A 23,223-nucleotide genomic window follows, 5' to 3' on the forward strand; every position below is an offset into this window, starting at 1 on the left:
TTGTGCGTAAAAATAATATAGAATCAACTAAAGTTAGTAATGCCGCATACTTCTCAGCCTTTGACTAAGTGAAGCTGAGCCAAACTCAAAAACACACGGCAATTCCGTCTTTAGTTCAATCTGTATAATTAGGAGAAAGTCCCGCCTGTAACAGAACGGGACTTTTGATGACATGAATTAGGTATGAGATTGTATGTACTTCACAACTTCACCTACAGTTGTAATTTTCTCTGCATCTTCATCAGAGATTTCCATATCAAACTCATCTTCCAATTCCATTACCAATTCAACTACATCGAGAGAATCAGCGCCTAAATCATCTTTAAAAGATGCTTCAAGTGTAACTTCGGCTTCGTCGGCTCCCAAACGGTCAACGACAATGCGTTTTACGCGCTCCAATACATCGGACATCCGGCTCACCTCCTCTTAGGTATTATACGAAAATTACAATTAAAATGCCATAGAAGAGAGTTTTCATTGACAACTCTTCATCGGGGCATGCGGATTGGCAACATGCTACTACATATACATGCCGCCATCCACATGCAAAGTCTGGCCCGTCATATATGAGGAAGCATCCGAGGCCAAGAACAGCACCACATCAGCAATTTCCTCAGGCCGTCCAAGACGGGCCAGCGGTATACCGCTAAGCATATTGTCACGCAAATCATCAGCCAGTACCTGCGTCATCTCGGTATCGATGAATCCAGGAGCCACACAGTTCACTGTAATACCTCTCGATGCAAGCTCTCGAGCAGAGGATTTGGTAAGACCAATTACCCCTGCTTTAGCAGCAACGTAGTTGGCTTGTCCTGCGTTGCCAAGTACACCGACCACGGAGGAGATATTGATAATTCGGCCAGAACGCTGCTTCATCATTGGACGTGTTGCCGCCTTAAGACAATTAAACACACCCTTCAGATTCGTTTCGATCACCTGATCGAATTCCTCTTCCTTCATGCGCATGATTAAATTATCTCTTGTTATGCCGGCATTATTCACCAGGATGTCAATCTTGCCCCAAGCGCCAATCACATCCTTGATCAACTGATCTGCTTCGTCAGCGCGACCGACATTAGCCTGAACTGTAATAGCCTCTACACCTTTGGCACGAATCTGCTCTGCTACCTCAGTCGCAGCCGCTTCACTACCAGCATAGTTTACTGCCACATTAGCGCCTGCTTCAGCCAGCGCCAGCGCGATACTACGGCCAATTCCGCGCGACGCTCCCGTAACGAGCGCCGTTTTTCCACTCAATGGCTTAGACATCATAGTCCCCCCTTGCAAGTATATAACCCGTTAAGGCAATGATTATACTTTTAACGGGCCTCCAAGGCTTCCGTTACAGAAGCAAACGACTCCAGGCTGCTTATATTATACAGCTTAACCGTTTTGTCGATTTTTTTAACCAGTCCAGTCAAAACACTTCCCGGTCCAAACTCAACAAAGGTGTCAACACCTTGTTCTAGTAGCCATGTTACACTGTCTTCCCACAGTACCGGAGAATAGACCTGATCCACCAACAGTTGGCGGATTTCGCTCCCCTCACGTACAGGTTTAGCTGTTACATTGGCAACAACCGGAATCTGAGCTTTGGAGAAAGTTACAGCCCCCAACTTGCCGGAGAGCTTGGTCGCTGCTTCCTTCATCAATGACGAGTGGAAAGGACCGCTAACCTCCAGAGTAATAGCGCGCTTGCCTCCTGCTTCCTTCACACGTTCAGCGACAGCAGCTACGCCCTCCTTCGTACCAGATACAACAATTTGTCCGGGACAATTGATGTTGGCTAGTTCGACCAGTTGACCAGACTCCGTAATATCACGGCACAATGCTGCCAATGCTTCACGATCAGCTCCCAACACAGCAGCCATCCCGCCTTGCCCATCAGGAATGGCCTGCTCCATGAACTCGCCACGTGTACGAACGATCTCAACCGCATCCTCAAATGCGAGGACACCGGAAGCGACTAGCGCGCTGTATTCTCCTAGACTGTGTCCAGCCACATAATCGGGATGAATGCCCATTTTTTCCTTGAACGCTTCATACAACGCAATGCTCGCCGTTAACAGTGCAGGCTGCGTATTGGATGTTTGCTTCAAAGCTGTGTCCGGCCCTTCAAAAATCAGCGTGCTTAGTGCGAACCCTAACCGTTCGTCCGCTTGGCGAAATACTTCTGTTGCAGCTGGAACTGCTTCATAAGCATCTTTAGCCATACCTACAGCTTGTGAACCCTGACCGGGAAATATAAATGCCGTTTTGCCCATCGTGTATGCACCTCTCTGTATCCAATGCTTGTCCTGTAAAACACTACACAAATTCAATATTATATCAAAAATTCCAACTAATCACCAGACAAGAACCGACGCTCCCCAGGTCAAGCCACCGCCAAAGCCCACCATTAATACACGGTCGCCTTCCTTCATGCGGCCTTCCTCAGCTGCTTCCACAAGAGCGAGAGGGATTGATGCTGCAGATGTATTCGCATATTTATGAACATTAACAACTACCTTTTCCTCTGGTAAATCCAGACGTTGCATCGCCGATTGGATGATGCGAATATTGGCTTGATGCGGAACGAACAGATCAATATCATCTTTGGACAGCCCTGCTTTTTCCAACACATCAACCGTTGCCGTTCCCATAACACGAACCGCGAACTTGAACACTTCGCGTCCGTTCATGTAAATATAGTGCTGTTTATTTTCCAGTGTGTCTGCACTCGCAGGCAAACGCGAGCCTCCTGCTTCCAACTTGAGTAAGCTGCCTCCGGCACCTTCAGCCCCGAGATCAAAGGATTGGAATCCTCTACCTTCAGGCACTTCGCCAATCACTACAGCTCCTGCACCATCTCCGAATAGAACACAGGTATTGCGGTCGGTATAATCTGTAATCCGAGAAAGACAGTCTGCCCCAATGATTAATGCATTATTATAAATACCTGTCTTAATGAAGCTTGTTGCCGTAGCTAGTCCGTATACAAAACCCGAACATGCCGCAGACAAATCGAAAGCTGCTGCGCCTTTGGCTCCCAATTTGTCCTGAAGAATGCAAGCAGTTGACGGAAACGCCATATCCGGTGTAACCGTAGCTACAATAATTAAATCCAGATCCTGTGCCGTCATACCCGCGGACTCCAACGCCTTAATTGCTGCTTCATAAGCTAAATCAGATGTAGCCTGTTCTGGAGCCGCAATATGGCGCTCCTGAATCCCTGTACGGCTGACAATCCATTCATCACTCGTTTCTACGATTGCTTCCAAATCTTTATTGGTCAGAATTTTCTCAGGTACGTATTTCCCTGTTCCGATAACACCAACCGGCCGTAATTTATTCATATCGTCACTCACTTCCTGCTGATTTCCTTGGATATACTTTCCACCAACCGGTTTTGCAAGGCCGTACGAGCCTGCCTTACCGCATTTTTGACGGCAACGCCGTCAGACGAACCGTGACTTTTCAGGACGAGTCCACTCAAACCCAGCAAAGGAGCCCCGCCATGCTCTTTATAATCCAATTTACCTTTCAGACTGCGAAGCTCAGGCATAATCAAGGCTGCCGCAAGCTTGGTCTTCAAGGATTTGGTGAATTGCTCTTTTAAGAGAGAAAATATGGCTCCGGCTGTACCCTCCAGTGATTTTAGCATGATATTTCCAGCAAATCCATCACACACCAGTACATCGCAATTCCCGGTTAACACATCTCTCGATTCAACATTACCCACAAAATTGACAGGTAATTGCTCAATAAGTGGAAATGCCAACTTCGTCAGTTCATTGCCCTTCCCAGCTTCAGTCCCCACATTCAGCAGACCCACCCTTGGAGAAGTCACACCGTGAACTTTCTGACGATACAGACTCCCCATCAGTGCATACTGGGCAAGATGCTCAGGCTTGGCATCCATATTGGCTCCCAAGTCAAGCGCCAGAATACCCTGATCATCAATCGTTGGTATCATCGGCGCAAGAGCCGGACGTTCAATGCCTTCCATTCTTCCAACCACCAGCAACCCTGTGGTCATTAGCGCGCCTGTATTACCTGCGGATATCATGGCATCCGCTTCGCCTTCTCTGACCATTCGACCAGCCACGACCATCGAAGCATCCTTTTTACGGCGCACTGCCTTTACAGGCTCGTCCTGCGCATCTATCGTTTCGGATGCATGGCGAATGCTGAGGTTCGTCGGCAACGCCCTGCCGTTCAGAACCGATTCAATTCGTTCCCGGTCACCAACCAGCGTAATGTCCGTATCCTTCCATTCCGCCGCCGCAGATAGCGCGCCCTCTACTGTCGCCTCAGGAGCATTATCTCCCCCCATGGCATCAATGGCGATCCGCATGCTGACTTCCTCCTTCGCTATACTCTTCCTCCGTGGAGCGATAAATGACAAAGTTGCCTTGGAACACCATTTCTTCTCCTACGTAGGCAAAGACTTCCACTTTAGCCTTCCCTTTTTGTTCTGGATTGGAGCGCACATATGCCTTGGCAATGCACTTTTCACCTAAATGAACCGGGCGGACAAAGCGTATATCCGCTGACGCGGTCAATGCTATCTCATCATTAATCACGGCAACGGCCAATGAATTGGCCTGGGCAAATACATAATGCCCCCGCGCAATGCCAGTACGCGAAAAAATATGTTCCTCTTTAATCTCAAAAATCGAAATACCGCTTCGATCCAACTGTAGATCAACGATATCCCCGATCACTTCATGCAAAGGCAAGGAACGAACCTGGTCGTAGGAGCGCTCAGCCATCAGCTTTAGCCGTTCCCGCAATTCCGGGATTCCCAGCTCCATCCGGTCCAGCCGAATAGTCTGAATACTTACCTTCAGCTGTCTTGTCAATTCCTGATCCGTTACGAACGGATTATCATCAATTAATTGAGTCAGCCGCTGCTGTCTCTGTCTCTTCGGCAAACGTTCGATATCAATGACGCCTCCTTTCTCTACAATAAACTGTCGTTCAGACGACAGTTTGGGTTACTTTACTTCACTTTCTAACGGCGAGACTTCAAGCCGATTTGTCTTCTTGTATGTATAAAGGAACCCCTTGGGCCCTTCTTTCTTAGAACCTGGTACTAAAACAGTATATAGCATGCTGACGTAAAAAGGAAGCATGCAGACAAAAAAAGTAGCGCCTCACTGAAGTGAAGCGCTACTCTTTCTGCGAAGATTCCAAAGAATCCGCTTATCGGACATTATTGAGAGATGATCTCTCTAGCTTTGTACGTTCCGCAAACTTTGCACACATGGTGAGCAAGTTTCAATTCGCCGCATTCGGAGCATTTCACCATACCTGGTACTGCCAGTTTAAAGTGAGTACGACGTTTGTCGCGACGAGTTTTGGATGTTCTCCGTTGAGGTACTGCCATTCTTCCCACCTCCTTAACCAGATCAACCCCGCATAACGGGTATGACTTCTTATCTCATTCAAGACTGAAAGAAAATGCTAGAAGCTATTATCTTACAGCCGGTGAATCAAGCCTGCAACATCCACGCATCGGTTCAGTAACTCTCCGGCACAAGCGGATGATGATTTTTCAGAATTGAACTCAATTCTCATTTAAAAAAATCCTTAAGCCCTGCCAGACGCGGATCAATCTTTTCCGTATTGCCATCGCTACTGTCATCGGAGCCAATACTCCAGTTTTGTCCGGTCTTTGGTGCGATTCCCTGACAATCCTCACTGCACAAAGGCGCAAACGGCACATGCAGTACAAACAGTTCTTCACAATACGGTGCAATGTCGAAGGAGTCCTCCGTCACTGCGATAAAATCGCCATCTTCATCCTCCTCTTCAACACTCGAAGAGGTTTGCTTGAACCGTTCACGGAATTCAATCTTTAAATCCTCGTGCATCGGGCTTAAACAGCGTGAGCACAGCATGTCCAGACCTGCGGTCAACGTGCCTTCCACGCTCATCAAGCCTTGACCCAGACTAACGGCGACCAAGTCGGTCTCCAGCGGGGAAACGGCCGTAACATCAGCACGATCATCCACCAATTCACTCACATTAAGAGATTCACGGATAGGAAAAGGACCGTCACTTGTTGCTACTTTGCGAAAAAATAGTTGCATCACTATCACTCCAAACAAACAAAAATTATTATACCGACTGATCGAGTCGTTTGTCAACACCTTTCACTTTACACCACTCACAAATCCACCGGTTTTCCAATGGTTCGACAAGTTTTATGCAGAAGTAAAAATGCATTGTGCTAAACATGTACTGATGAGTATTCGTACCCCCGCCACTCTTCGTGTACAATAATGCGAGTATAAAGCTTTTTCGTCCAGGTCTCAATGGTCTTGTTCATGCCGACGATGAAAAATCAGTATAGCTACCCTGAAAACAATCATTCACGGGTACTTAACCATTATTATCAAAAGGGATACCCAATAAGCTACTTTAAGAAAGGAGCCGACTACGGTCTTGAAAACACTCGGTATGATTGTAGAGTACAATCCCCTGCATAACGGACATGTCCATCACTGGGAGGAATCTCTTCGCATCACTGGTGCACAGCGCACAGTGGCTGTGATGAGTGGTCCTTTCCTTCAGCGGGGTGAACCCGCGATTACAGACAAATGGTCCCGCACCGAAATGGCACTCGCCATGGGTGTGGACCTAGTTCTGGAGCTGCCTGTGGCCTATGCCGTCCAGCCCGCAGAATGGTTTGCCCGCGGAGCGGTCGCCCTGCTCCACGCGACGGGCATCGTCGACGCGCTCTGCTTCGGCAGCGAGAGCGGAGACATCGCCCCGCTGCGCGCGCTGGCTCGCGTGCTGGCGGCAGAGCCGGCCGAGCTCAAGGCCGGCATCGCGCAGCGCCTAAGCAGTGGCACGAGCTATCCCGCTGCCTACGCGGGAGCCGCAGCCGCGCTCGCGGCCGAAGGAGCGGACGGCGCTGCGCTCGCCGCCCTAATGCAGCAGCCCAACAATACATTGGGGCTGCATTATTTGATTGCGCTGGAACGGCTGGGCAGCACAATCAAGCCCTTCGTGGTTGCCCGCCCAGGATCGGGCTACCACGAAGCCGTGGCCCCTGCGGACGGAGTCATCGCCAGCGCCACGGCCATCCGCCGTCTGCTGCTGGACGGCGGGCCGGAAGCCGCGTCGCTCTACATACCTGCGGCGACACTGGAGATTTTGCGGCGCGAGTGGCAAGCTGAACGCGCGCCGCTGCACTGGGAAGCGTTCAGCCAGCCGTTGCTGAACGCCCTGATCACACGTAGCCCGCAGCAGCTGGCGGAGCTGCACGAGGTCACCGAAGGGCTGGAGCATCGTCTGCGGCAATCGCTGTACACGCTCCCCCAGCCTTCTGTGGAGGCCCTGCTCACCGCGATCAAGACAAGGCGCTATACTCGTACGAAGCTTCAGCGGATGTGTACACATATTTTGCTGAATCATGCCAAAACCGATATGACTCCTGCTGAGCTGGCGAAAGGTCCGGGCTATATCCGCGTGCTCGGCTTTAACAGGGCTGGACGCGAGCTGCTGGCACGTATGAAGCAGACAGCCACCCTTCCGGTATGGGTCAAGCTGTCTGCCGGATCACATCCTCAGCTGGACTGGGATACAGCCGCAGCCGCCATACACGCAGCCGGGATGCCACGTCCCGCCATCCGCGACATGTATGCTGATTACTTGCGACCGCCCATTATGGTTTGATGGGCAGCTTTTCCATATAATTCAGCGCATCGCCAAGCTTGCGAACCGGAACAAGCTTCATCCGGGTTCCCATTTGCTCAGCTTTGGCCTTCGCCTCTTTATAATTATCCGCAGGGACGAAAAACAAATCCGCACTCTGACGGTCAGCAGCAACTATTTTATACTTTGCACCACCAATCGCTCCAACCTGACCGTCCTTATCAATAGTACCCGTACCGGCTACACGATATCCCTTACTCAGATCACCTGGTGTCAGTTGGTTATAGATTTCCATGGTAAACATCAAACCTGCCGAAGGACCGCCAACATCCGTAGATGTAAAATGAATCGTTTTACGTTCATCCTTCGGCTCTACCTTCTGTACCGTGGCAATACTGACGCCAAATCCAGAACGTTGCTTACCCGTTTCACTGTCCGTGATGGTCGTTAAGGGAGCTTGAACGGTCAGCAACTTTCCATCGCGCTTTAGCTTCACTTTAGCCATTTTTCCCGATTTTTCGTCCTCCAAAGCCTTCCGAATGGAACGATTATCGGTCACTCGCACGCCGTTCAGCTCCAATATTTCATCTCCAGGCTCAAACACGCTGTTCGATCCCGGGACCTTAAATACATACACGTAATCTGGCACAATGCGATAGGGAACATGGGCACGGGTGTAGGCAGCCTCCATCGCGGAAGATTGGGAATCCCCCATATACCATACCTGCTCTGCCGCATATTCGTCTTCACTTCTTCCATGCAGACGATCCTCTTTGCGCTGAATCTCCGAATTGCGGTCCAGCTTGGACAGGCCCAACATAATAACATTGGCATAACGCGCCGATACCGTCGTCATCATAAAGCTCCCCCGTTCGATGCTGTCACCCTCCCGGACTTTAACCATCGGTTTGATCTCGTTAGCCCCACCTGGTCCATAGATCAGATAAGGGGTTGGCATATAGACCAGCACATAGACCATTGCAGCCAGCATTAAGACATAACCGGTTGTAAAAAAAACTCTTTTCCGGTTTATTCGTTTCATTGCTTCTCCCCCCTTGCAGCCTAACTTCTCCTATCTTATCCAAGTGCCTCTGCGCCACCTGTTCTCAAGCCTTCCGAAAAAGCATACATTGTTTACGACAACGTATACGAACAACCTATCCCAAGACAACGAACGTGAATAAACACTGGAGACAGCATCCCACTCTCCTTAGTATATTTATGAGAGGTGAATTCTTTGATGCAAAAGGAAGCCCATTCCGCTCCTTATTGGACAACCATACTGCTTGGCCTCGGAGCCATTTTGCTTGTACTGGCTGTTGTCGCCTCACCAGAAGAAGTATTTCAAGCCTCTACTCAAGGCCTTAAGCTATGGTGGAGTATTATTTTCCCAGCCATGCTGCCTTTTTTGATGCTGTCCGAAATGCTCATCGCCTTTGGTCTAGTACATGGACTAGGTATCCTGCTGGAGCCGTTTATGCGATCCTGGTTCCGTCTACCCGGGCGAAGCGGCTGGGTGTTGGCCCTCGGCCTGACCGCGGGATTCCCCGCTGCTGCGGAAGCAGTGCGCCAATGGGCACAACAGGAGGATATGACTGCGTTTCAGCTTCGACGTCTAACCTCTATCGCTCATTTCTGCAATCCGATTACCATCCTGCTCGTCATCGGGACAGGGCTACTGCACAATGCTACCGCAGGCGTGATGTTACTTGCAGTTCACTGGATTTCCGGGCTGCTGGCAGGCTGGATCACCGCCAGACTACCTGTATCGTCTAAAGAATTGCAAAAACGGGAAACGCCAGCTGCCCTACGGCGCACCTCAGTTTCCCGTACTTCTCCCTCCCTGATCCGATCCGCATGGGAAGCTACCCGCTCTGCCAGAGAACGGGACGGCCGCAGTTTCGGAAAACTGTTGGGCGAAACCGTATCCCATGCTGTACAGACGCTGATGGTGACAGGTGGATTCATTATTTTCTTTTCCGTACTAATTCGACTGCTGTCCATATACACAGGCCAAGGATCGCTTTCTTTCATATGGCCTGCCTGGATGGAAATCCATTTGGGTTCCTATGAAATCAGCCGTCTGCCCTACGATCTCCGTACACAAGCAGCCCTGATCAGTGCTGTGTTGGGCTGGGGCGGCCTGTGCGGCTGGCTTCAAATTACCGCCGTCACCAGACCTTCCGACAAGGGCATCACCTTCACCTTGTCACGAGTGCTCCATGGGATTACTGCTTTTGGACTTACCTTAGCGACATGGGTCCCACTTAACCGCATCGTCAGCAATACAACTCCCGCTTACGTCAGTCGCAGTTCTGTGTCTTCTTTTGTGGAAAGCGTAAATGAATCCGCCACGCATCCTGTCATGGCCGGAGCCAGCGGCTTACTAACACAAATAGAAGGAACATCTATGTACCCTTGGCAACTAACCGTACTGTCCATTGCACTGCTAGGTACAATTATAGTTACCCTGCTGGCCTTTTCCTTTATGACTTCATGGTGGAGCCGCCACGATTCGCGTTGACCTTCGCACGCAGCGCGTCTTCCACCTCGGGTGCCACCAGATCTACAACCTTGCCATCAAAATGCGCAATTTCCTTCACCATACTGGAACTCAGATATGAATAAGTCGGATTGGTCATCATAAAGATCGTTTCCGCATCCGGGTTCAGCTTATGATTTGTAGAGGCTAATTGCAGCTCATATTCAAAATCAGTCACCGACCGGATTCCTCTGACAATAACCTGGGCCCCTTTTTGACGTACATAATTAGCTGTCAGATCACGGAAGCTGTCCACTTCAACGTTCGGGATATCGCGAGTTACCGTTCGCAGCAGCTCCATTCGTTCCTCAAGTGAAAACAGCGGATTTTTACTAATATTGTTAAGAACCGCGACAATCAATAGATCAAACTGTCTGGCTGCTCTTTGAATAATATCCTGATGCCCCATCGTCACGGGATCAAAAGTTCCCGGATATACAGCAATACGTGGTTTGTGCTCAATCATGATGGTCCTCCCCGTCTGATTCGCTGATGCCGAATTTGACCCCTCCGGCTTCTGTATGTTCTACGACATCCGACAAAACATCGGCTGCAAAATGATAAATAGATAACGCCGTTTCACCATAAACTGCTTTTCTGACCTGTTCGAACGGCCCGAAGCTTTCCGGATATTCATGTCCCGATTCATACTCCAGCACGATGATTGCATCTGAACGAAGCAAGTTCAACTCAGCCATACGGCTCATTAATTCATCTCCGTGTTTGAGACGATAGGGTGGGTCCAGAAAAACAGCATCAAAAAGAGCTCCACGTTTTGCCAGCACCTTGAGCGCTCGTCCGGCATCATTGCGGAACACTTCAGCCTGTCCTTCCAATCCAGTTTTTCGCAAATTTTCTTTAATGACATCAATGCTTTTGGATTCCATATCAATAAAAACAGCCTTGTCCATTCCCCGGCTAAGCGCCTCTATACCCAGGCCACCACTGCCAGCAAACAGATCAAGTGCGACTCCCCCATCAAAATAAGGACCTATCATGCTAAATAGCGCTTCCTTGACCTTATCCGTGGTCGGCCGCGTCCCTGTGCCGGGAACTGCCTTTAACGGCCTTCCTTTGGCACTACCCGATACCACTCTCACGCTGAAACTCACCTATTTTCTATATGTGTTCATAACCATATAAGATTATGACGCTATCGTACCACATGCACCGCCGTTTGAAAAACTTAGGATGAGGCAGGTATAAAAAACCATTCCCTGGGCATCCTTAGGATATCGGCATTCAACCAATGTCGTAGACAACCGCGGAGAAGACTTACGTTTCCCCATAAGCTCTTCGTCCGGTTTCTCCTCTCCCATTCGGGCGCTCTTTAATGGAGCGCCTGATTTTTTTTACATAAAAAGAAGCTGCTTAATAGCAGCTCTATGTATCATTTTTCTATTTTTGTTTATTTAAGCAGTTCCTCGGGTGTATCCCCTTGATAAACATACACATAACTCGCCACTGAGACAGCAAATGTTGCAAACATAGACAACGATGTGGCTAATCCATATACCATTTTCCTCATCATTCCACTCACCTCCTTCCCCGGATCAATGTTAGACTTTGGACCAAAAAAGCAACAGCCACTACAGAGGAACCGATTACAAAATTAGTACATACAAGCAAGGAGGATAACAGTCGCAAGAGGGGATAAAAACGTACTGGAATGCGCGACTGCTTTTCAATTCTGGATGGGGCAAAACATAAAACGAGAATGAGAGCTATTCCGGTAAACAGGTTTGTCCACCAACTATTTAAGGCAATGCAGGATATGTAAGTAAAAGCTGCTGAAGTCACCAACACACATGCCATGCCCGTTTTCAAATGAATGCCTCCTGATATTTGGCGCAGTAGGGCGAAAGCGATGAGAATCGTTACAGCTTCTACCATCCGTCCCGTGAAGATTGAGGCGAATAGTGTTAACACGATGATCATGGACGCATTCAGAATGAGAGCAAGTGCGTATTTAAGTACCGCGACAGAGGCTGGATGATCAGGCACAGTACGTTTGATCTGGTTAGCAAGTTTGAAAGCCATCGCTTCAATCATCCCGGTATTCCTTTCCGATTGCATAATAGATGAAAAATCCCGAAACCAGTGCAAAAAATATCATACTTAACCATACCTCGTTATAGTAGAGCACAATAGAAGTTGAAATGAGGGACAGGATAATCAGCGTGATGACAATGCCATATTCCTCTTTGAACTTAAGCTTCTTGAAATTAGGGGAAAAGCCAATCCCTTTTCGATACAACATCAATGAAATAAGCAGTCCTACTGCCGCACTTACCACTTGTAGCAGATAGCCCTTCAAGGACCCATCCTGCAGCTCAGAAACCGGAAGGTTGCCGAACATGACTTTTAAGAATACCGACTGAACAACGGCATATGCAAAATAACCTGTAACCGTCATAATACCGGACCACACAATCGGAATCTTCACGACCGTAGCGAGTAAAAAAATAAAAAGCAGCATATTTACGACAGGCACCAAATACGAAAGGGAAAACTCCTCTCGGAGCATATAACTTTGCATATTCATAATCAGGTTAACAAAAATGGCCTGCCAAAGATAAGGGGTCATTTTAACTTTAAAAATACTCAAAATCAGCGCAAAAACAGCTACTCCCTCAAGCGTGGAGAAAACCAAAAAGCCGATTGGCTTCAAAAGCATGCGCGCATCTCCTTTACAATTCCAACCAACCTCATCGGTGTATTCAAAAACTTGGATGTACATCGAATATAAAGGGCTGGGAGCTACTTTTCAAGAGGTCTTTTCAATTATTTCATAGATTTATTCAAGCACTTCAACCAAATGTTATCGGATGCTGCTTCAAGTTGTAGCTTAGGCAACACTTTCTTTGACCGAATCTCCCTGCTTGCGCACAGGCTTCATACGTGATATAAGCTTTTTCCCCCAACGGATGCCGGGGTGTTCAATCCACGAGTAGGTAAACCAAGATAGTCCGATGGTGACTAGCAACGTCATGATAAACATAAGTGTGAGGCTGACTAGGGGAGCAAAAGGTATTTTAACCTGTACGATTAGTCCCAGAGCCAGCATATGCGTCAAATACATGCTGTAGCTAAGGCGGCCGATCCATGACCATACCCGATTAAGCAGCCATATCGGCTGCCAGTGATACAAAGCATACGCTCCCAGTAGCAACCCGAAACCTAGGAGATAATCGGTCATGCCTCCAAAAAATGCAAATAGCACAGAAACAAGCAGCAAACCTCCACTGACTCGGTCTATACTTTTCCAATGCCGCTCGTCTTTCCAAATGAAAAACAACAATATACCTAGCCCAAAGACAGGCAATTGATTCGGAAACCATAAATACAGATAGTGACCCCATAAAGAGTGATCACTAATCCATGGATATTGAGCAAATACCGTATTTAGCCCGAAGCTTACCACAAGCGCCATCACAACAAACCAGGTCGCATGGCGGACTGATCGGATCAGCTTAAATAATAGGGGAATAAACAGATAAAACATACATTCCACCGCAATGGACCATTCCACACCAATAATGCTGTTGATCCAGTACGGATTCAGACCATTCAAAAACAGGACATGAGCAGTGATATTGGCGACAGTGACTCCCTCCTGATCTCCAAGCCAAAATCTTGGACCTGTCCCGTTCACAACCAAATAGATTCCTAACATCACGTAATACAAAGGAGCAATCCGAAAAAAACGACGCAACAGGTAAGCTGAAATTCTTTCCCTCTTGTCACCCGAACGTCTGCTCAAGGACAGAAATAGCGTAAAAGCGCTGGCCATATAAAATAAAGCGACTCCTTTAGCTCCTATACTCAAACCTTTTTGCAACCATCCGTTTAATCCGTCTACATGCTGGCTGACATGCACAAGTAAAACTCCAATAATAGCCAGCGCCCTCAGCGTATCTACAAATTGCAGCTTGTCATCTTCCATTTTCCCCGTGGCTTCGGGCATCGTATCCCTCCATAACAGTCTTGAATGATACATTTCGTATCTATAATACACAAAATGTATCACCAAAGTAAATATCTCCGTTATGCAAAAAAAACACCCTCCGACCGCAAAGAAATGCGGCCAAAAGGTGTTCATTTTGGTCATGCTATATTCAGCTGTACCCTACAATTGGCAGTGACTTTATTTGTTTAAATGAAAAGGAACGGTCGTTACGATCACGTCTTTATAATTAATCAAATAAGCTCTCATCAGTAAGCTGGTCTGATTGTGTAGAATATTTTCCCACCAGTGCTTGGTGATGAATTGTGGAATGAGAACAGTGATATGGTCCTCGTCTGCTTTTTTCCACTCTACTGTATCGATGAACTTGCGGAGCGGATTAATGATGCTGCGATAACGGGATCTCAGCACTACTAAACGTATGCCCACGTCCCACTCTTCCCACTTCTGTTCCATTTTTTGAATCGCCTCATCATCCACTCCCACATATACGGCAACCACATTATCCGACAAGGTTTTGGCATAGCTGATCGTATTCATAACGACTCGCGTAATACCTGCCACCGGAATAATAATCGTATTGCCTTTCACCATAGGTTTATCCTTGGTAATATCAATGCGCAGTTGTTCAGCCGTATTTTTGTAATGCCTGTTGATCTTCATAAAGAAATACAGAACCAAAGGCAGAAAGATAAAGATTACCCACACCTGGCTAAATTTGGTGAAAATAAAGATGAGCGTAATCGACAGCGTGGTCAGCATCCCAACCGTATTAATAGCAAGTTTGACGATCCAGCCTGGCGGTTTGAGCTTGATCCAGCGAATCATCATGCCAAGTTGCGAGAGCGTGAACGGAATAAATACCCCTACGGCATAAAGCGGGATCAGATTTTCTGTGTTGCCGCCAAATACGATGACCAGCAATGCCGAGAAGATACTCAGAAACAGGATACCATTAGAGTATCCGAGCCGATCTCCACGAACCATGAACATGTGCGGCATGTATTTGTCCTTCGCCAGCATAAAAGCAAGCAACGGAAAGGCCGAATAGGCTGTATTTGCCGCCAAAAACAAGATGAGCGCCGTTACGCCCTGAATGATGTAATACATCACACCGCGCCCGAAAGTGGCGTTCGCAATTTGCGAGATGACCGTTTCATGCGGATTAGGACGAACACCGTACCAATAAGCCAGCAAACTAATTCCGATAAACATACACCCGAGAATCAAACCCATCATCATTAGTGTAGTTGCTGCATTTTTGGCAGCAGGCTTGCGGAAGTTCGGAATGGCATTCGAGACAGCTTCTACCCCAGTTAATGCCGAGCAACCCGAGCTGAACGCCTTCAGTAATAGGAACAGACTGACGTTGGATACCGTAGCTCCAAATTGCGGTGCTGCAGCATGAGCTCCCCCTGCCACGTAATGAATGATACCGCTAATAATCAAAACAAAAATCGCAACAACAAATAAGTAAATCGGTACAGCCAGCACCGAGGCAGATTCTGTCACCCCGCGCAAGTTCATAATAGTCAAAAAGATAATCATAATCAGAGCAATGGCGATCCGATGATCATGTAACGACGGGAAAGCCGATGTAATGGCATCTGTACCTGCTGATGAGCTAACTGCTACCGTCAGAATATAATCGACCAGCAAAGAACCACCTGCAATCAGACTCGGACTCTTTCCCAAATTGTCCTGTGCAACAATGTACGCTCCTCCGCCACCAGGATAGGAAAATATGGTCTGTCTATAGGACAGGATCAGAATGATCAGCAATCCCAATACCGCAATGGATATAGGAATGGAATACCATAGGGCAGCGAAGCCGGCTGTAATTAAAACCAGCAGAATTTGCTCCGTTCCGTAAGCTACAGAGGACAAGGCATCTGAGGACAGAATGGCCAGTGCCTTGAGCTTATTCAGTTTCTCATCTTCAAGGGCCGTCGACTTTCGCGGACGACCGATTAATAATCTTTTGACTTTACTCAGCATTTCGTTGACTCCTTCTTTGGATGAGGGTTTTGCAAAAGAACTATGGATCTTATGTTTATTATGTCACCTGAACATCAGATTGATGAAACAAATGAACTATTATTTTATACTCCCTCATCCTGAAAAAAACAATAAGGAATGCTCCCTAAAATGAGCATTCCCGAGTAAGAAAGAGTATTTCGATAAAATACCCTTATGTATACAGTAATTTGAACCTTTCAGGCGTAATTCCTTCAGCTCGGCGAAAAGTTGCCACAAAATGACTGGCATCCCGAAAGCCTACACGCTCCGAAATCTCCTTTACTGTTAATTGCGGATATTCCGTCATCATTTCCTTGGCCTTCCGCAGCCGAATTACAATCAGATAAGCATAAGAAGTCACACCAAACGCTTGCTTAAATAATGTATTTAAATGGCGGGAGCTGACATTCATCATAACTGCCATATCACCTAGGCCCACATCTGGACTGGCATAATTTTGCTCCATAAAGGCCAGTACAGGGGTTAAACGTTCCACATTATGGGAGAGGGAAGGCATTGAGCTATGTTGTCCATGTTTACGCAGTAGAGTCAGAAAACGATACATATTGGCCGAAGCATCTAATCCAGACAAATCACGTTCACTAACCATGGAATGGAGCATCGTTTCCCCAAAGCTGTGTAGCTCGCTATCCGGGTCCCAATGATATCCACGCGTATGCTTCAATCCCAGTGCAGTCAATACAGCAGCGGCGATGGGGCCGTCAAATGTAATGTATAACGTTCGCCATACCTTGGTCGCCCGTCTGTATGCATGGGATTCCCCGGGCAGCAGCAGAACCCCGGACTGCTCTCCCAAACGGAAGCTCCCCCCTTTAAATGTAAATATCCCTTCACCAGACACCGTCTGAATCCAGTGAAAGCACGGATAACCCTCTGGACGGGACACATCTTCCTGCCTGCTGTTAAATCCGATACTTTCAATAAAAAGGGGTAAAGAATGCTCACGCGTAGTCAGGAAAAATCTTAAATGATGGGGAGTTAAAATCATAAAAAGCACCTCCGGCGTATGCGGGTATGTATTTCACATGTAGATCCATATTGTTATATACACGTTCATTTTATTATATTTAAAAGCAGTTATTTGTATTATAAGATAGGATTATTCTTATATACAGAGGTGATTGGCATGATAAGCAGCAAACTTCCTAAAGTATTTTACGGTGGAGATTATAATCCTGAGCAATGGGATGAGGCCACACATCAGGAAGATTTACGGATGTTCAGGCAGGCAGGGATTGATATCGCCACGGTCAACGTATTCTCATGGGCCAAAATTCAATCCGACGAAATCACATATCATTTTGAATGGCTGGATCAATTGATTGACAGTCTTTATGAAAGCTATATCTTCGTTTGTTTAGCTACTAGCACGGCAGCGCATCCAGCCTGGATGGCTACGCGTTATCCCGACATTCTGCGGGTCGATGCTGACGGGCGTAAGCGGAAATTCGGCGGACGCCACAACTCTTGTCCGAATAGCCCAACTTACCGAAGATATGCGGAGCAGATGGCTGACCGACTTGCAGAACGATACAAAAACCATCCTGCGATCCTCGTGTGGCACGTGTCCAATGAGTACGGCGGGGATTGCTATTGTGATAACTGTGCGGCCGCATTTCGGGTGTGGCTCAAGCAAAAATACGGATCACTGGAAGAACTAAACCGGGTGTGGAATACTTCCTTCTGGGGTCACACCTTCTATGATTGGGATGAAATTGTACCACCAAATAATCTGAGCGAGCATTGGGGAGAAAATCACTCGACCTTTCAGGGCATATCCCTCGATTATGCACGCTTTAATTCAGACAGTATGCTTGATTGTTATCTGCTGGAGTATAACGCGATTAAAAAACATGTTCCCGATGCCGTGATAACGACCAATCTGATGGGCTTTTTTAAACAACTGGACTATTTTAAATGGGCTAAGCACATGGATATTGTATCTTGGGACAGCTATCCCGGGGCCAATACTCCGATAAGCTATACGGCGATGGCGCACGATCTGATGCGCGGCTTGAAGGATGGGCAACCCTTTATGCTGATGGAGCAAACACCGAGCCAGCAGAACTGGCAGGCGTATAATTCGCTTAAACGGCCTGGCGTTATGCGATTATGGAGTTATCAGGCAGTCGCGCATGGCGCGGACACGGTCATGTTCTTCCAGCTTCGCCGCTCGATCGGCGCTTGTGAGAAATTCCACGGGGCCGTCATTGAACATGCCGGGCATGAGAACACACGTGTATTTCGCGAGGTGGCACAGCTTGGCAGTGAGCTTGGCGCATTAGGCAACACGCTACTTGACGCGACCGTTAATGCCAAAGTAGCCATTTTATTCGATTGGGACAATTGGTGGGCTTTGGAAAAATCAAGCGGCCCTTCTGTTGCCTTGAAATATATGGATCAGGTACACAAGTATTATGCTCCCCTCTTCCGGCGGAATGTACAGGTAGACCTGGTTTCTGTTGATGCAGATTTCCAGAAATATGATCTCATTATCGCGCCTGTACTCTACATGGTCAAGCCGGGTACCGCCGAGAAGCTGGAACAATTCACAGAGCATGGTGGCACCTTCGTAACGACCTTTTTCAGTGGCATTGTAAATGAAAATGATCTGGTCACAACCGGAGGATATCCTGGTAAACTGCGTAACTTGCTTGGGATCTGGGTGGAAGAAATTGACGCGCTTCTGCCGGAATCACACAATCGCATTGTATTGAAAGAAAAGGTGGGCGTATTACAAGGTGAATATAAATGCGGTCTACTCTGTGACTTGTTGCATAGCGAAGGCGCCGAAGTACTGGCCGAATACGGCGATGATTTCTATCAGGGCATGCCAGTGCTGACACGCAATGGTTTCGGTCAAGGTGAGGCATGGTACGTTGCTTCAGATCCTGAAGAGACTTTCCTTGATGGCCTACTGGGCTACATTTGTGAGCAAAAAGGGATTCCATCCCTGCTGCGCGCTCCTGCGGGTGTAGAAGCCACTGTCCGGACCAAAGATGGAAAATCATATCTATTCGTTCTGAATCATAACGCCCAGACGCAGCAATATCATCTGGATGATCAGAAAGGGAACGAGCTGATCAGCGGTAAATACCTGGAAGGAGAAATTTCTATTGAAGGCTACGGCTTTCATGTACTGGAGCTATCATAATCACTCAGATTTGACTCATGCAGTTCAGCTTGCTGCATGAGTCAAATCTAGGTATCAAAGGAGTTCATCATGAAACGACTGCTATGGATCGGCAGCTTGTCTTATTTTTTAATCGGACTGGCACACGTGGTTGTAGGCTCCCTACTGCCTGTGTTGTTAGAGCATTACGGTAGAAACTATACGGACGGCGGAAGCCTAATCTTCGCTCAATTTTCCGGTTTTCTGGCTGGAGTCCTGCTGTCGCCGTGGCTAGCCCGGCGTTTCGGCAAACGCCGAAGTCTAGTATTCGCCCTGCTCCTGCTGTGCGCGGCTGAAGTGCTGTACTCATTGCTGCCGCCTTGGGGTTGGCTATATGCCGTCGGGGCAGCAGCCGGGTTTGGCTTCGGCATGGTAGAAACACTCATTGGCACTATTATTATCAGCGGTATTACTCAAGGAACGGGCGCGGCGATGAGCCGTCTGGAAGTCTTTTTTGGGATCGGCGCGTTGGCTATGCCCGCTATCGCCAGCCAGCTCATTTCTCTCGGTTGGTGGCGATTGGCCTTTCCCATCATTTCCATGTTTGCAGCCATGACCGTCATAGCTTGGCTGCGTGGGTCCTTCGGCACGCTGGACGCTGTATTAGACCAACAGGAACACCGAGGTGACAACCATGCGCGTTCCACTAACTCATCCAAATCCCCCACGGTAGAGGCTTCTAAAGGTAGCCCTATAGGCAATTGGAAGCTACTTGCACTATTTATCGTCTTTTTCTTTATCTATGTAGGAACAGAGATGAGCCTGGCTAATTTCCTGCCCTCCATGTTCATCGAACGTTTGGGTCTCACGCAAGCCGAAGCAGCACTTAGTGTCACCTGCTTCTGGTTAGCAATGGCTACCGGCCGGTTATTCACAGGCTACATTGCCGATCGATACGGCTACGGTGTCTTTGTCGCCCTGAGCTCGCTGGCAGCGACCTTGCTGCTATGCGTGTTCCCGCTGATCAAAGGCACTGCCGGCGCCTTTATCCTTATTGTACTGCTGGGGCTGGGCATGTCCGGGATCTTCTCCATCGCACTTGTTTTTGCCAGCAAAATGATGCCAGGCACCGAAGAATCCACCACCAGCCTGCTTATAGGCGCAGGTGGAGTTGGAGGAGCTCTGCTGCCTTTATGGCTCGGAAATAGCATGGATCGTGGTGGAGCAGTCTCATCGGCGTGGTTGCTGGCAGGCTTCGCCTGCATCCTGTGTCTGCTTGGGGGCATCTTGTACGCCCTATATGTGCGCAAAAAGCGGCTTCAAACCGCTTCATCATGATACACGTCTCTACTGGCGCCTTTGTCTGTTCCTTGGTTATCATCCAAGTGCACATTCAAAGGTGCTTTTTTACATACTAGACGAATGTACCTTGTACAGCAGCCTGTTTTCAGTCAAAATAGATCGTTTCCTATGGATCACAGGACAGATATCCATGCCTCCTCTAGATGAATGGAGTAGTATACAACAAACCATATGGAGGTGTTTGTATTGGGTCATCCTGAATTAAAACGAAAAAAAGGCCGTAAAAAAAATGTTTTTGTTCGTGCCTGGTTTGATAAGTTAGAAAAAAAGTTTGAGGAAAAGCCCCCAAAGAGAAAAGGCCGCTCGAAACGGAAAGGGTTCGGGAAAGACATCATCGTCAAAAAGCAACTTGTAAGTGTGAATATTAATCATGGCGCTTTAGGGCCTGAAGGGGATTCTGGAACCATAGGTGATTTAGCGCAGTTCGGTTATATTTATAATGTGAAGCCCCAAGTTGTTCCGATTGAAGGGGATGTCATTTTGGATACAAACGGTATACTTACACCTGGAATTGCTCATGTTCCAGGAACTACACAGATTGCTGTATCCGATGCTGGAAAATATGAAGTTCACTTTTCGGTGTCCGGCGTGGAACCTAACCAATTCGCCCTCTTTATTAATGGCGCACTGGCTGAGGGAACTGTATACGGCTCAGGAGCCGGGACACAACAGAACACAGGGCAAGCCATCCTCGCTCTGGCATGCGGTGACGTCCTTACTTTGCGAAACCATAGCTCTACTACTGCTGTTACCCTGCAAACACAAGCCGGAGGAACTCAAGCCAGCATAAACGCTTCTGTCCTCATTAGAAAATTGAGATAGGCTTGAACTCCCGCAAAGTCTCAGTGTACTAAAAAGGGTTTATCCATACAGCGAGGATAAACCCTGAATATTTTTAAAAGGCCATAATGATCCCTTTGTCATTAGCGTACATTGAACTAATCCCTCTGGTGGACACAATATGAATATCTTTAAATTGATAGCGTTTCTTCAGCGCATTCATTAATTTTTCCGCCAGCCCAGGATTATTGCAGTGAGTAATGACGATGCTTTCTCCTTCGGTAGCCCGACCACTTTTTTCAATAGTATCTGCCAGCTTTTCGATAATTTGATTCTGACCGCGTGCTTGAGTAAAAAATGCGATATTCCCGTCACCATCCGAGCCTAAAATAGGCCTGATATGCAAGAGTGAAAGTATCTTTCCAGTGATTTTGTTCATTCGTCCGTTCTTAACCAAATTATCCAGATTTTCTAAAACAAAGTAGGTTTTCATCTTGCTAATAAAGCTCTCCAAGGAAGAAATAATTTCGCTTTTATGATATCCCTCGTCAATCAACTTGCGTAGTTTTAGAGCTAACAAGAGCTGTCCAGCCGAAGCGCTTTTCGAATCAAATACATGAACATCCGCCCCTTCTTCTTCCGCCATATCTTTTCCTACCAATGCACTGGAATACGAACTGGACAGGTTGCTGGATAATGTAATGGCAAAAGAAGTATGCGCACCTTGAAAGGCTTCCTTATACAGCATAGGTGACGGTGATGCGGATCCAATTTTGGTTGTACAGGCTTTCATTTCTTCCATAAACTGAGGCAAGTCTAATGTGTCATCATCTACAAAGCATTTATCTCCCAGCGTCATATTCAACGGAATCGTAGTAACTTGCATCTCTTCTCTAAGCTCTCTCGTTAAATCACAGCAGCTATCCGCTATTATTTTATATCTCACCCGGTACACCCTCACATTATGTTATTTTTCAATAGAACGCGCATTCATAATACTCAAAGAAAGCTCAATTAACCGTATAAATTCCTTCACATTCTTCTCACCCAAACCTACTACAAGCGCTTCAAAATAACCTTCAATTCTCTCTTGCTTCTGTTTGATCAAGGATTCACCATCTACTGTGAGCCTTACACACATTCGTCGTCTGTCATGCTCAGACATTTCCATAGTCACATAGCCTTTTTTCCTTAATCCCGTAAGCGCTGCCGTAATTCTTGATCTGGATACATGCAGATGATCGCTGAGCAAGGAAGGATTAATTTCATCATCCCGATGCTGAACTAAATATTGAAGCACATGGTTTTCCCCCTGAACAAGCTCCGTCAGGCTACTGAATAATTCCATGTCATAAATCCGGTTAACGGATTCTCTCAATTCGTCCCTTAGTTCATAATATTTCATAGTGAACCTCCGCAACACACATAATACATACAGTTAACTATTAATACTATGTACTATAATGAATTGCCCACGATAATAACAATGAAATATTTGTGAATTTTAATACAAGGGTTAATGAGCTCAGCGTCGAATAAGAAAAAATAAGCTTGATCACCTCTTGCCAGTTTATAGTAAAGGAGTTGTTACATAAGATGAAACGGTTTACTCTTCGCCAATCCCACAATTGTTTTTCAAGGAAGCTCAGCCAGACGTCCACCCTTGAATGTCCAGTTACATCTGCCCCAAGATGCTATTACAAATTCAAAAGATCTATGGACCGGGATGTTGGAGAAATATAAGCATTTACAAGAAAAGGCCAACCACTAAAT

Annotated in this window: 25 protein-coding genes; 5 read left to right on the forward strand and 20 right to left on the reverse strand. The window is 47.3% G+C overall.

All coding sequences use genetic code 11. The features are described from left to right. Positions 1-177: 177 nt before the first annotated feature. From MHB46_RS04755 to MHB46_RS04790, 8 genes are all read right to left on the reverse strand, one after another. Positions 178-411 (reverse strand): acyl carrier protein, encoded by a 234-nt coding sequence (locus MHB46_RS04755; RefSeq protein WP_007429985.1) that lies wholly within the window; start codon positions 409-411, stop codon positions 178-180. Positions 412-519: 108 nt separating this feature from the next. Continuing rightward, complete coding sequence (gene fabG, locus MHB46_RS04760; protein WP_025721716.1) at positions 520-1,269, reverse strand: 3-oxoacyl-[acyl-carrier-protein] reductase; 750 nt, start codon at positions 1,267-1,269, stop codon at positions 520-522. Between the two features lie 50 nt (positions 1,270-1,319). After that, positions 1,320-2,264 carry an ACP S-malonyltransferase gene (gene fabD, locus MHB46_RS04765; RefSeq protein WP_069291710.1) on the reverse strand — a complete coding sequence of 315 codons (945 nt, stop codon included), beginning with the start codon at positions 2,262-2,264 and terminating at the stop codon, positions 1,320-1,322. An 81-nt stretch (positions 2,265-2,345) separates the two neighbouring features. After that, on the reverse strand, positions 2,346-3,335 hold the full coding sequence (locus MHB46_RS04770; RefSeq protein ID WP_069291709.1) for a beta-ketoacyl-ACP synthase III: 990 nt from the start codon (positions 3,333-3,335) through the stop codon (positions 2,346-2,348). Positions 3,336-3,343: 8 nt separating this feature from the next. Next, the gene (plsX, locus tag MHB46_RS04775; RefSeq protein WP_061832012.1) at positions 3,344-4,336 is read right to left on the reverse strand and encodes a phosphate acyltransferase PlsX; all 993 of its coding nucleotides are present in this window, start codon (positions 4,334-4,336) and stop codon (positions 3,344-3,346) included. Beyond that, positions 4,320-4,916, reverse strand: a complete 597-nt coding sequence (gene fapR, locus MHB46_RS04780) for a transcription factor FapR (protein ID WP_007429980.1) — start codon at positions 4,914-4,916, stop codon at positions 4,320-4,322. The genes plsX and fapR overlap by 17 nt, the downstream gene beginning before the upstream one ends. Before the next feature lie 281 nt (positions 4,917-5,197). Continuing rightward, positions 5,198-5,371: a 50S ribosomal protein L32 gene (gene rpmF, locus MHB46_RS04785; protein ID WP_007429979.1), complete on the reverse strand. Its 174-nt coding sequence runs from the start codon at positions 5,369-5,371 to the stop codon at positions 5,198-5,200. A 187-nt stretch (positions 5,372-5,558) separates the two neighbouring features. Beyond that, positions 5,559-6,077, reverse strand: a complete 519-nt coding sequence (locus tag MHB46_RS04790) for a YceD family protein (protein WP_069291707.1) — start codon at positions 6,075-6,077, stop codon at positions 5,559-5,561. A gap of 355 nt (positions 6,078-6,432) precedes the next feature. Here MHB46_RS04790 and MHB46_RS04795 point away from each other — a divergent pair, with 355 nt between their 5' ends. Continuing rightward, positions 6,433-7,668, forward strand: a complete 1,236-nt coding sequence (locus tag MHB46_RS04795) for a nucleotidyltransferase (protein WP_341161723.1) — start codon at positions 6,433-6,435, stop codon at positions 7,666-7,668. On the opposite strand, the gene MHB46_RS04800 is transcribed toward MHB46_RS04795, so the two are convergent. Beyond that, on the reverse strand, positions 7,658-8,689 hold the full coding sequence (locus MHB46_RS04800) for a YlbL family protein (RefSeq protein ID WP_341161724.1): 1,032 nt from the start codon (positions 8,687-8,689) through the stop codon (positions 7,658-7,660). The two genes, MHB46_RS04795 and MHB46_RS04800, sit on opposite strands and share 11 nt — an antisense overlap. Positions 8,690-8,887: 198 nt before the next feature. On the opposite strand from MHB46_RS04800, the gene MHB46_RS04805 reads away from it, so the two are divergent. Next, entirely contained in the window at positions 8,888-10,171 is a 1,284-nt protein-coding gene (locus MHB46_RS04805; protein ID WP_341161725.1) for a nucleoside recognition protein, read from the forward strand. Here the strand turns inward: MHB46_RS04805 and coaD are convergent. The 9 genes from coaD to MHB46_RS04845 all read right to left on the reverse strand — a co-directional run bounded on the left by coaD (position 10,134) and on the right by MHB46_RS04845 (position 17,184). Then, positions 10,134-10,655 carry a pantetheine-phosphate adenylyltransferase gene (gene coaD, locus MHB46_RS04810; protein ID WP_250261723.1) on the reverse strand — a complete coding sequence of 174 codons (522 nt, stop codon included), beginning with the start codon at positions 10,653-10,655 and terminating at the stop codon, positions 10,134-10,136. The two genes, MHB46_RS04805 and coaD, sit on opposite strands and share 38 nt — an antisense overlap. Beyond that, positions 10,648-11,289, reverse strand: coding sequence for a 16S rRNA (guanine(966)-N(2))-methyltransferase RsmD (rsmD, locus tag MHB46_RS04815; protein WP_028542741.1), 642 nt, complete (start codon positions 11,287-11,289; stop codon positions 10,648-10,650). Before rsmD ends, coaD begins: the two co-directional genes overlap by 8 nt. Positions 11,290-11,597: 308 nt before the next feature. Continuing rightward, on the reverse strand, positions 11,598-11,720 hold the full coding sequence (locus MHB46_RS04820; RefSeq protein ID WP_023988155.1) for a cyclic lactone autoinducer peptide: 123 nt from the start codon (positions 11,718-11,720) through the stop codon (positions 11,598-11,600). 5 nt (positions 11,721-11,725) lie between these two features. Beyond that, a complete protein-coding gene (locus tag MHB46_RS04825) occupies positions 11,726-12,241 on the reverse strand; it encodes an accessory gene regulator ArgB-like protein (protein ID WP_165176697.1) in 516 nt (171 codons plus the stop codon). Then, positions 12,234-12,866: a hypothetical protein gene (locus MHB46_RS04830; protein ID WP_341161726.1), complete on the reverse strand. Its 633-nt coding sequence runs from the start codon at positions 12,864-12,866 to the stop codon at positions 12,234-12,236. Before MHB46_RS04830 ends, MHB46_RS04825 begins: the two co-directional genes overlap by 8 nt. A 171-nt stretch (positions 12,867-13,037) precedes the next feature. Then, positions 13,038-14,156, reverse strand: a complete 1,119-nt coding sequence (locus MHB46_RS04835) for an acyltransferase family protein (protein WP_341161727.1) — start codon at positions 14,154-14,156, stop codon at positions 13,038-13,040. Continuing rightward, complete coding sequence (locus tag MHB46_RS26200) at positions 14,125-14,196, reverse strand: hypothetical protein (RefSeq protein ID WP_367987578.1); 72 nt, start codon at positions 14,194-14,196, stop codon at positions 14,125-14,127. Before MHB46_RS26200 ends, MHB46_RS04835 begins: the two co-directional genes overlap by 32 nt. Before the next feature lie 140 nt (positions 14,197-14,336). Further along, positions 14,337-16,154, reverse strand: a complete 1,818-nt coding sequence (locus MHB46_RS04840; RefSeq protein ID WP_023988151.1) for an APC family permease — start codon at positions 16,152-16,154, stop codon at positions 14,337-14,339. Between the two features lie 193 nt (positions 16,155-16,347). Continuing rightward, positions 16,348-17,184 (reverse strand): AraC family transcriptional regulator, encoded by an 837-nt coding sequence (locus tag MHB46_RS04845; protein WP_061831343.1) that lies wholly within the window; start codon positions 17,182-17,184, stop codon positions 16,348-16,350. Between the two features lie 138 nt (positions 17,185-17,322). On the opposite strand from MHB46_RS04845, the gene MHB46_RS04850 reads away from it, so the two are divergent. The 3 genes from MHB46_RS04850 to MHB46_RS04860 all read left to right on the forward strand — a co-directional run bounded on the left by MHB46_RS04850 (position 17,323) and on the right by MHB46_RS04860 (position 21,492). Continuing rightward, positions 17,323-19,350, forward strand: a complete 2,028-nt coding sequence (locus MHB46_RS04850; protein ID WP_341161728.1) for a beta-galactosidase — start codon at positions 17,323-17,325, stop codon at positions 19,348-19,350. Positions 19,351-19,419: 69 nt separating this feature from the next. Beyond that, positions 19,420-20,646: an MFS transporter gene (locus tag MHB46_RS04855; protein WP_341161729.1), complete on the forward strand. Its 1,227-nt coding sequence runs from the start codon at positions 19,420-19,422 to the stop codon at positions 20,644-20,646. Positions 20,647-20,856: 210 nt separating this feature from the next. Beyond that, positions 20,857-21,492: a BclA C-terminal domain-containing protein gene (locus MHB46_RS04860; protein ID WP_061831340.1), complete on the forward strand. Its 636-nt coding sequence runs from the start codon at positions 20,857-20,859 to the stop codon at positions 21,490-21,492. A gap of 73 nt (positions 21,493-21,565) precedes the next feature. Here the strand turns inward: MHB46_RS04860 and MHB46_RS04865 are convergent, their stop codons facing one another. After that, complete coding sequence (locus MHB46_RS04865) at positions 21,566-22,396, reverse strand: DegV family protein (RefSeq protein ID WP_025718529.1); 831 nt, start codon at positions 22,394-22,396, stop codon at positions 21,566-21,568. 21 nt (positions 22,397-22,417) lie between these two features. Then, positions 22,418-22,855: a MarR family winged helix-turn-helix transcriptional regulator gene (locus MHB46_RS04870; RefSeq protein WP_165175690.1), complete on the reverse strand. Its 438-nt coding sequence runs from the start codon at positions 22,853-22,855 to the stop codon at positions 22,418-22,420. Positions 22,856-23,223 lie beyond the last annotated feature (368 nt).

Source organism: Paenibacillus sp. FSL H7-0703, assembly GCF_038003485.1.
Classification (GTDB): Bacteria; Bacillota; Bacilli; order Paenibacillales; family Paenibacillaceae; genus Paenibacillus; species Paenibacillus polymyxa_B.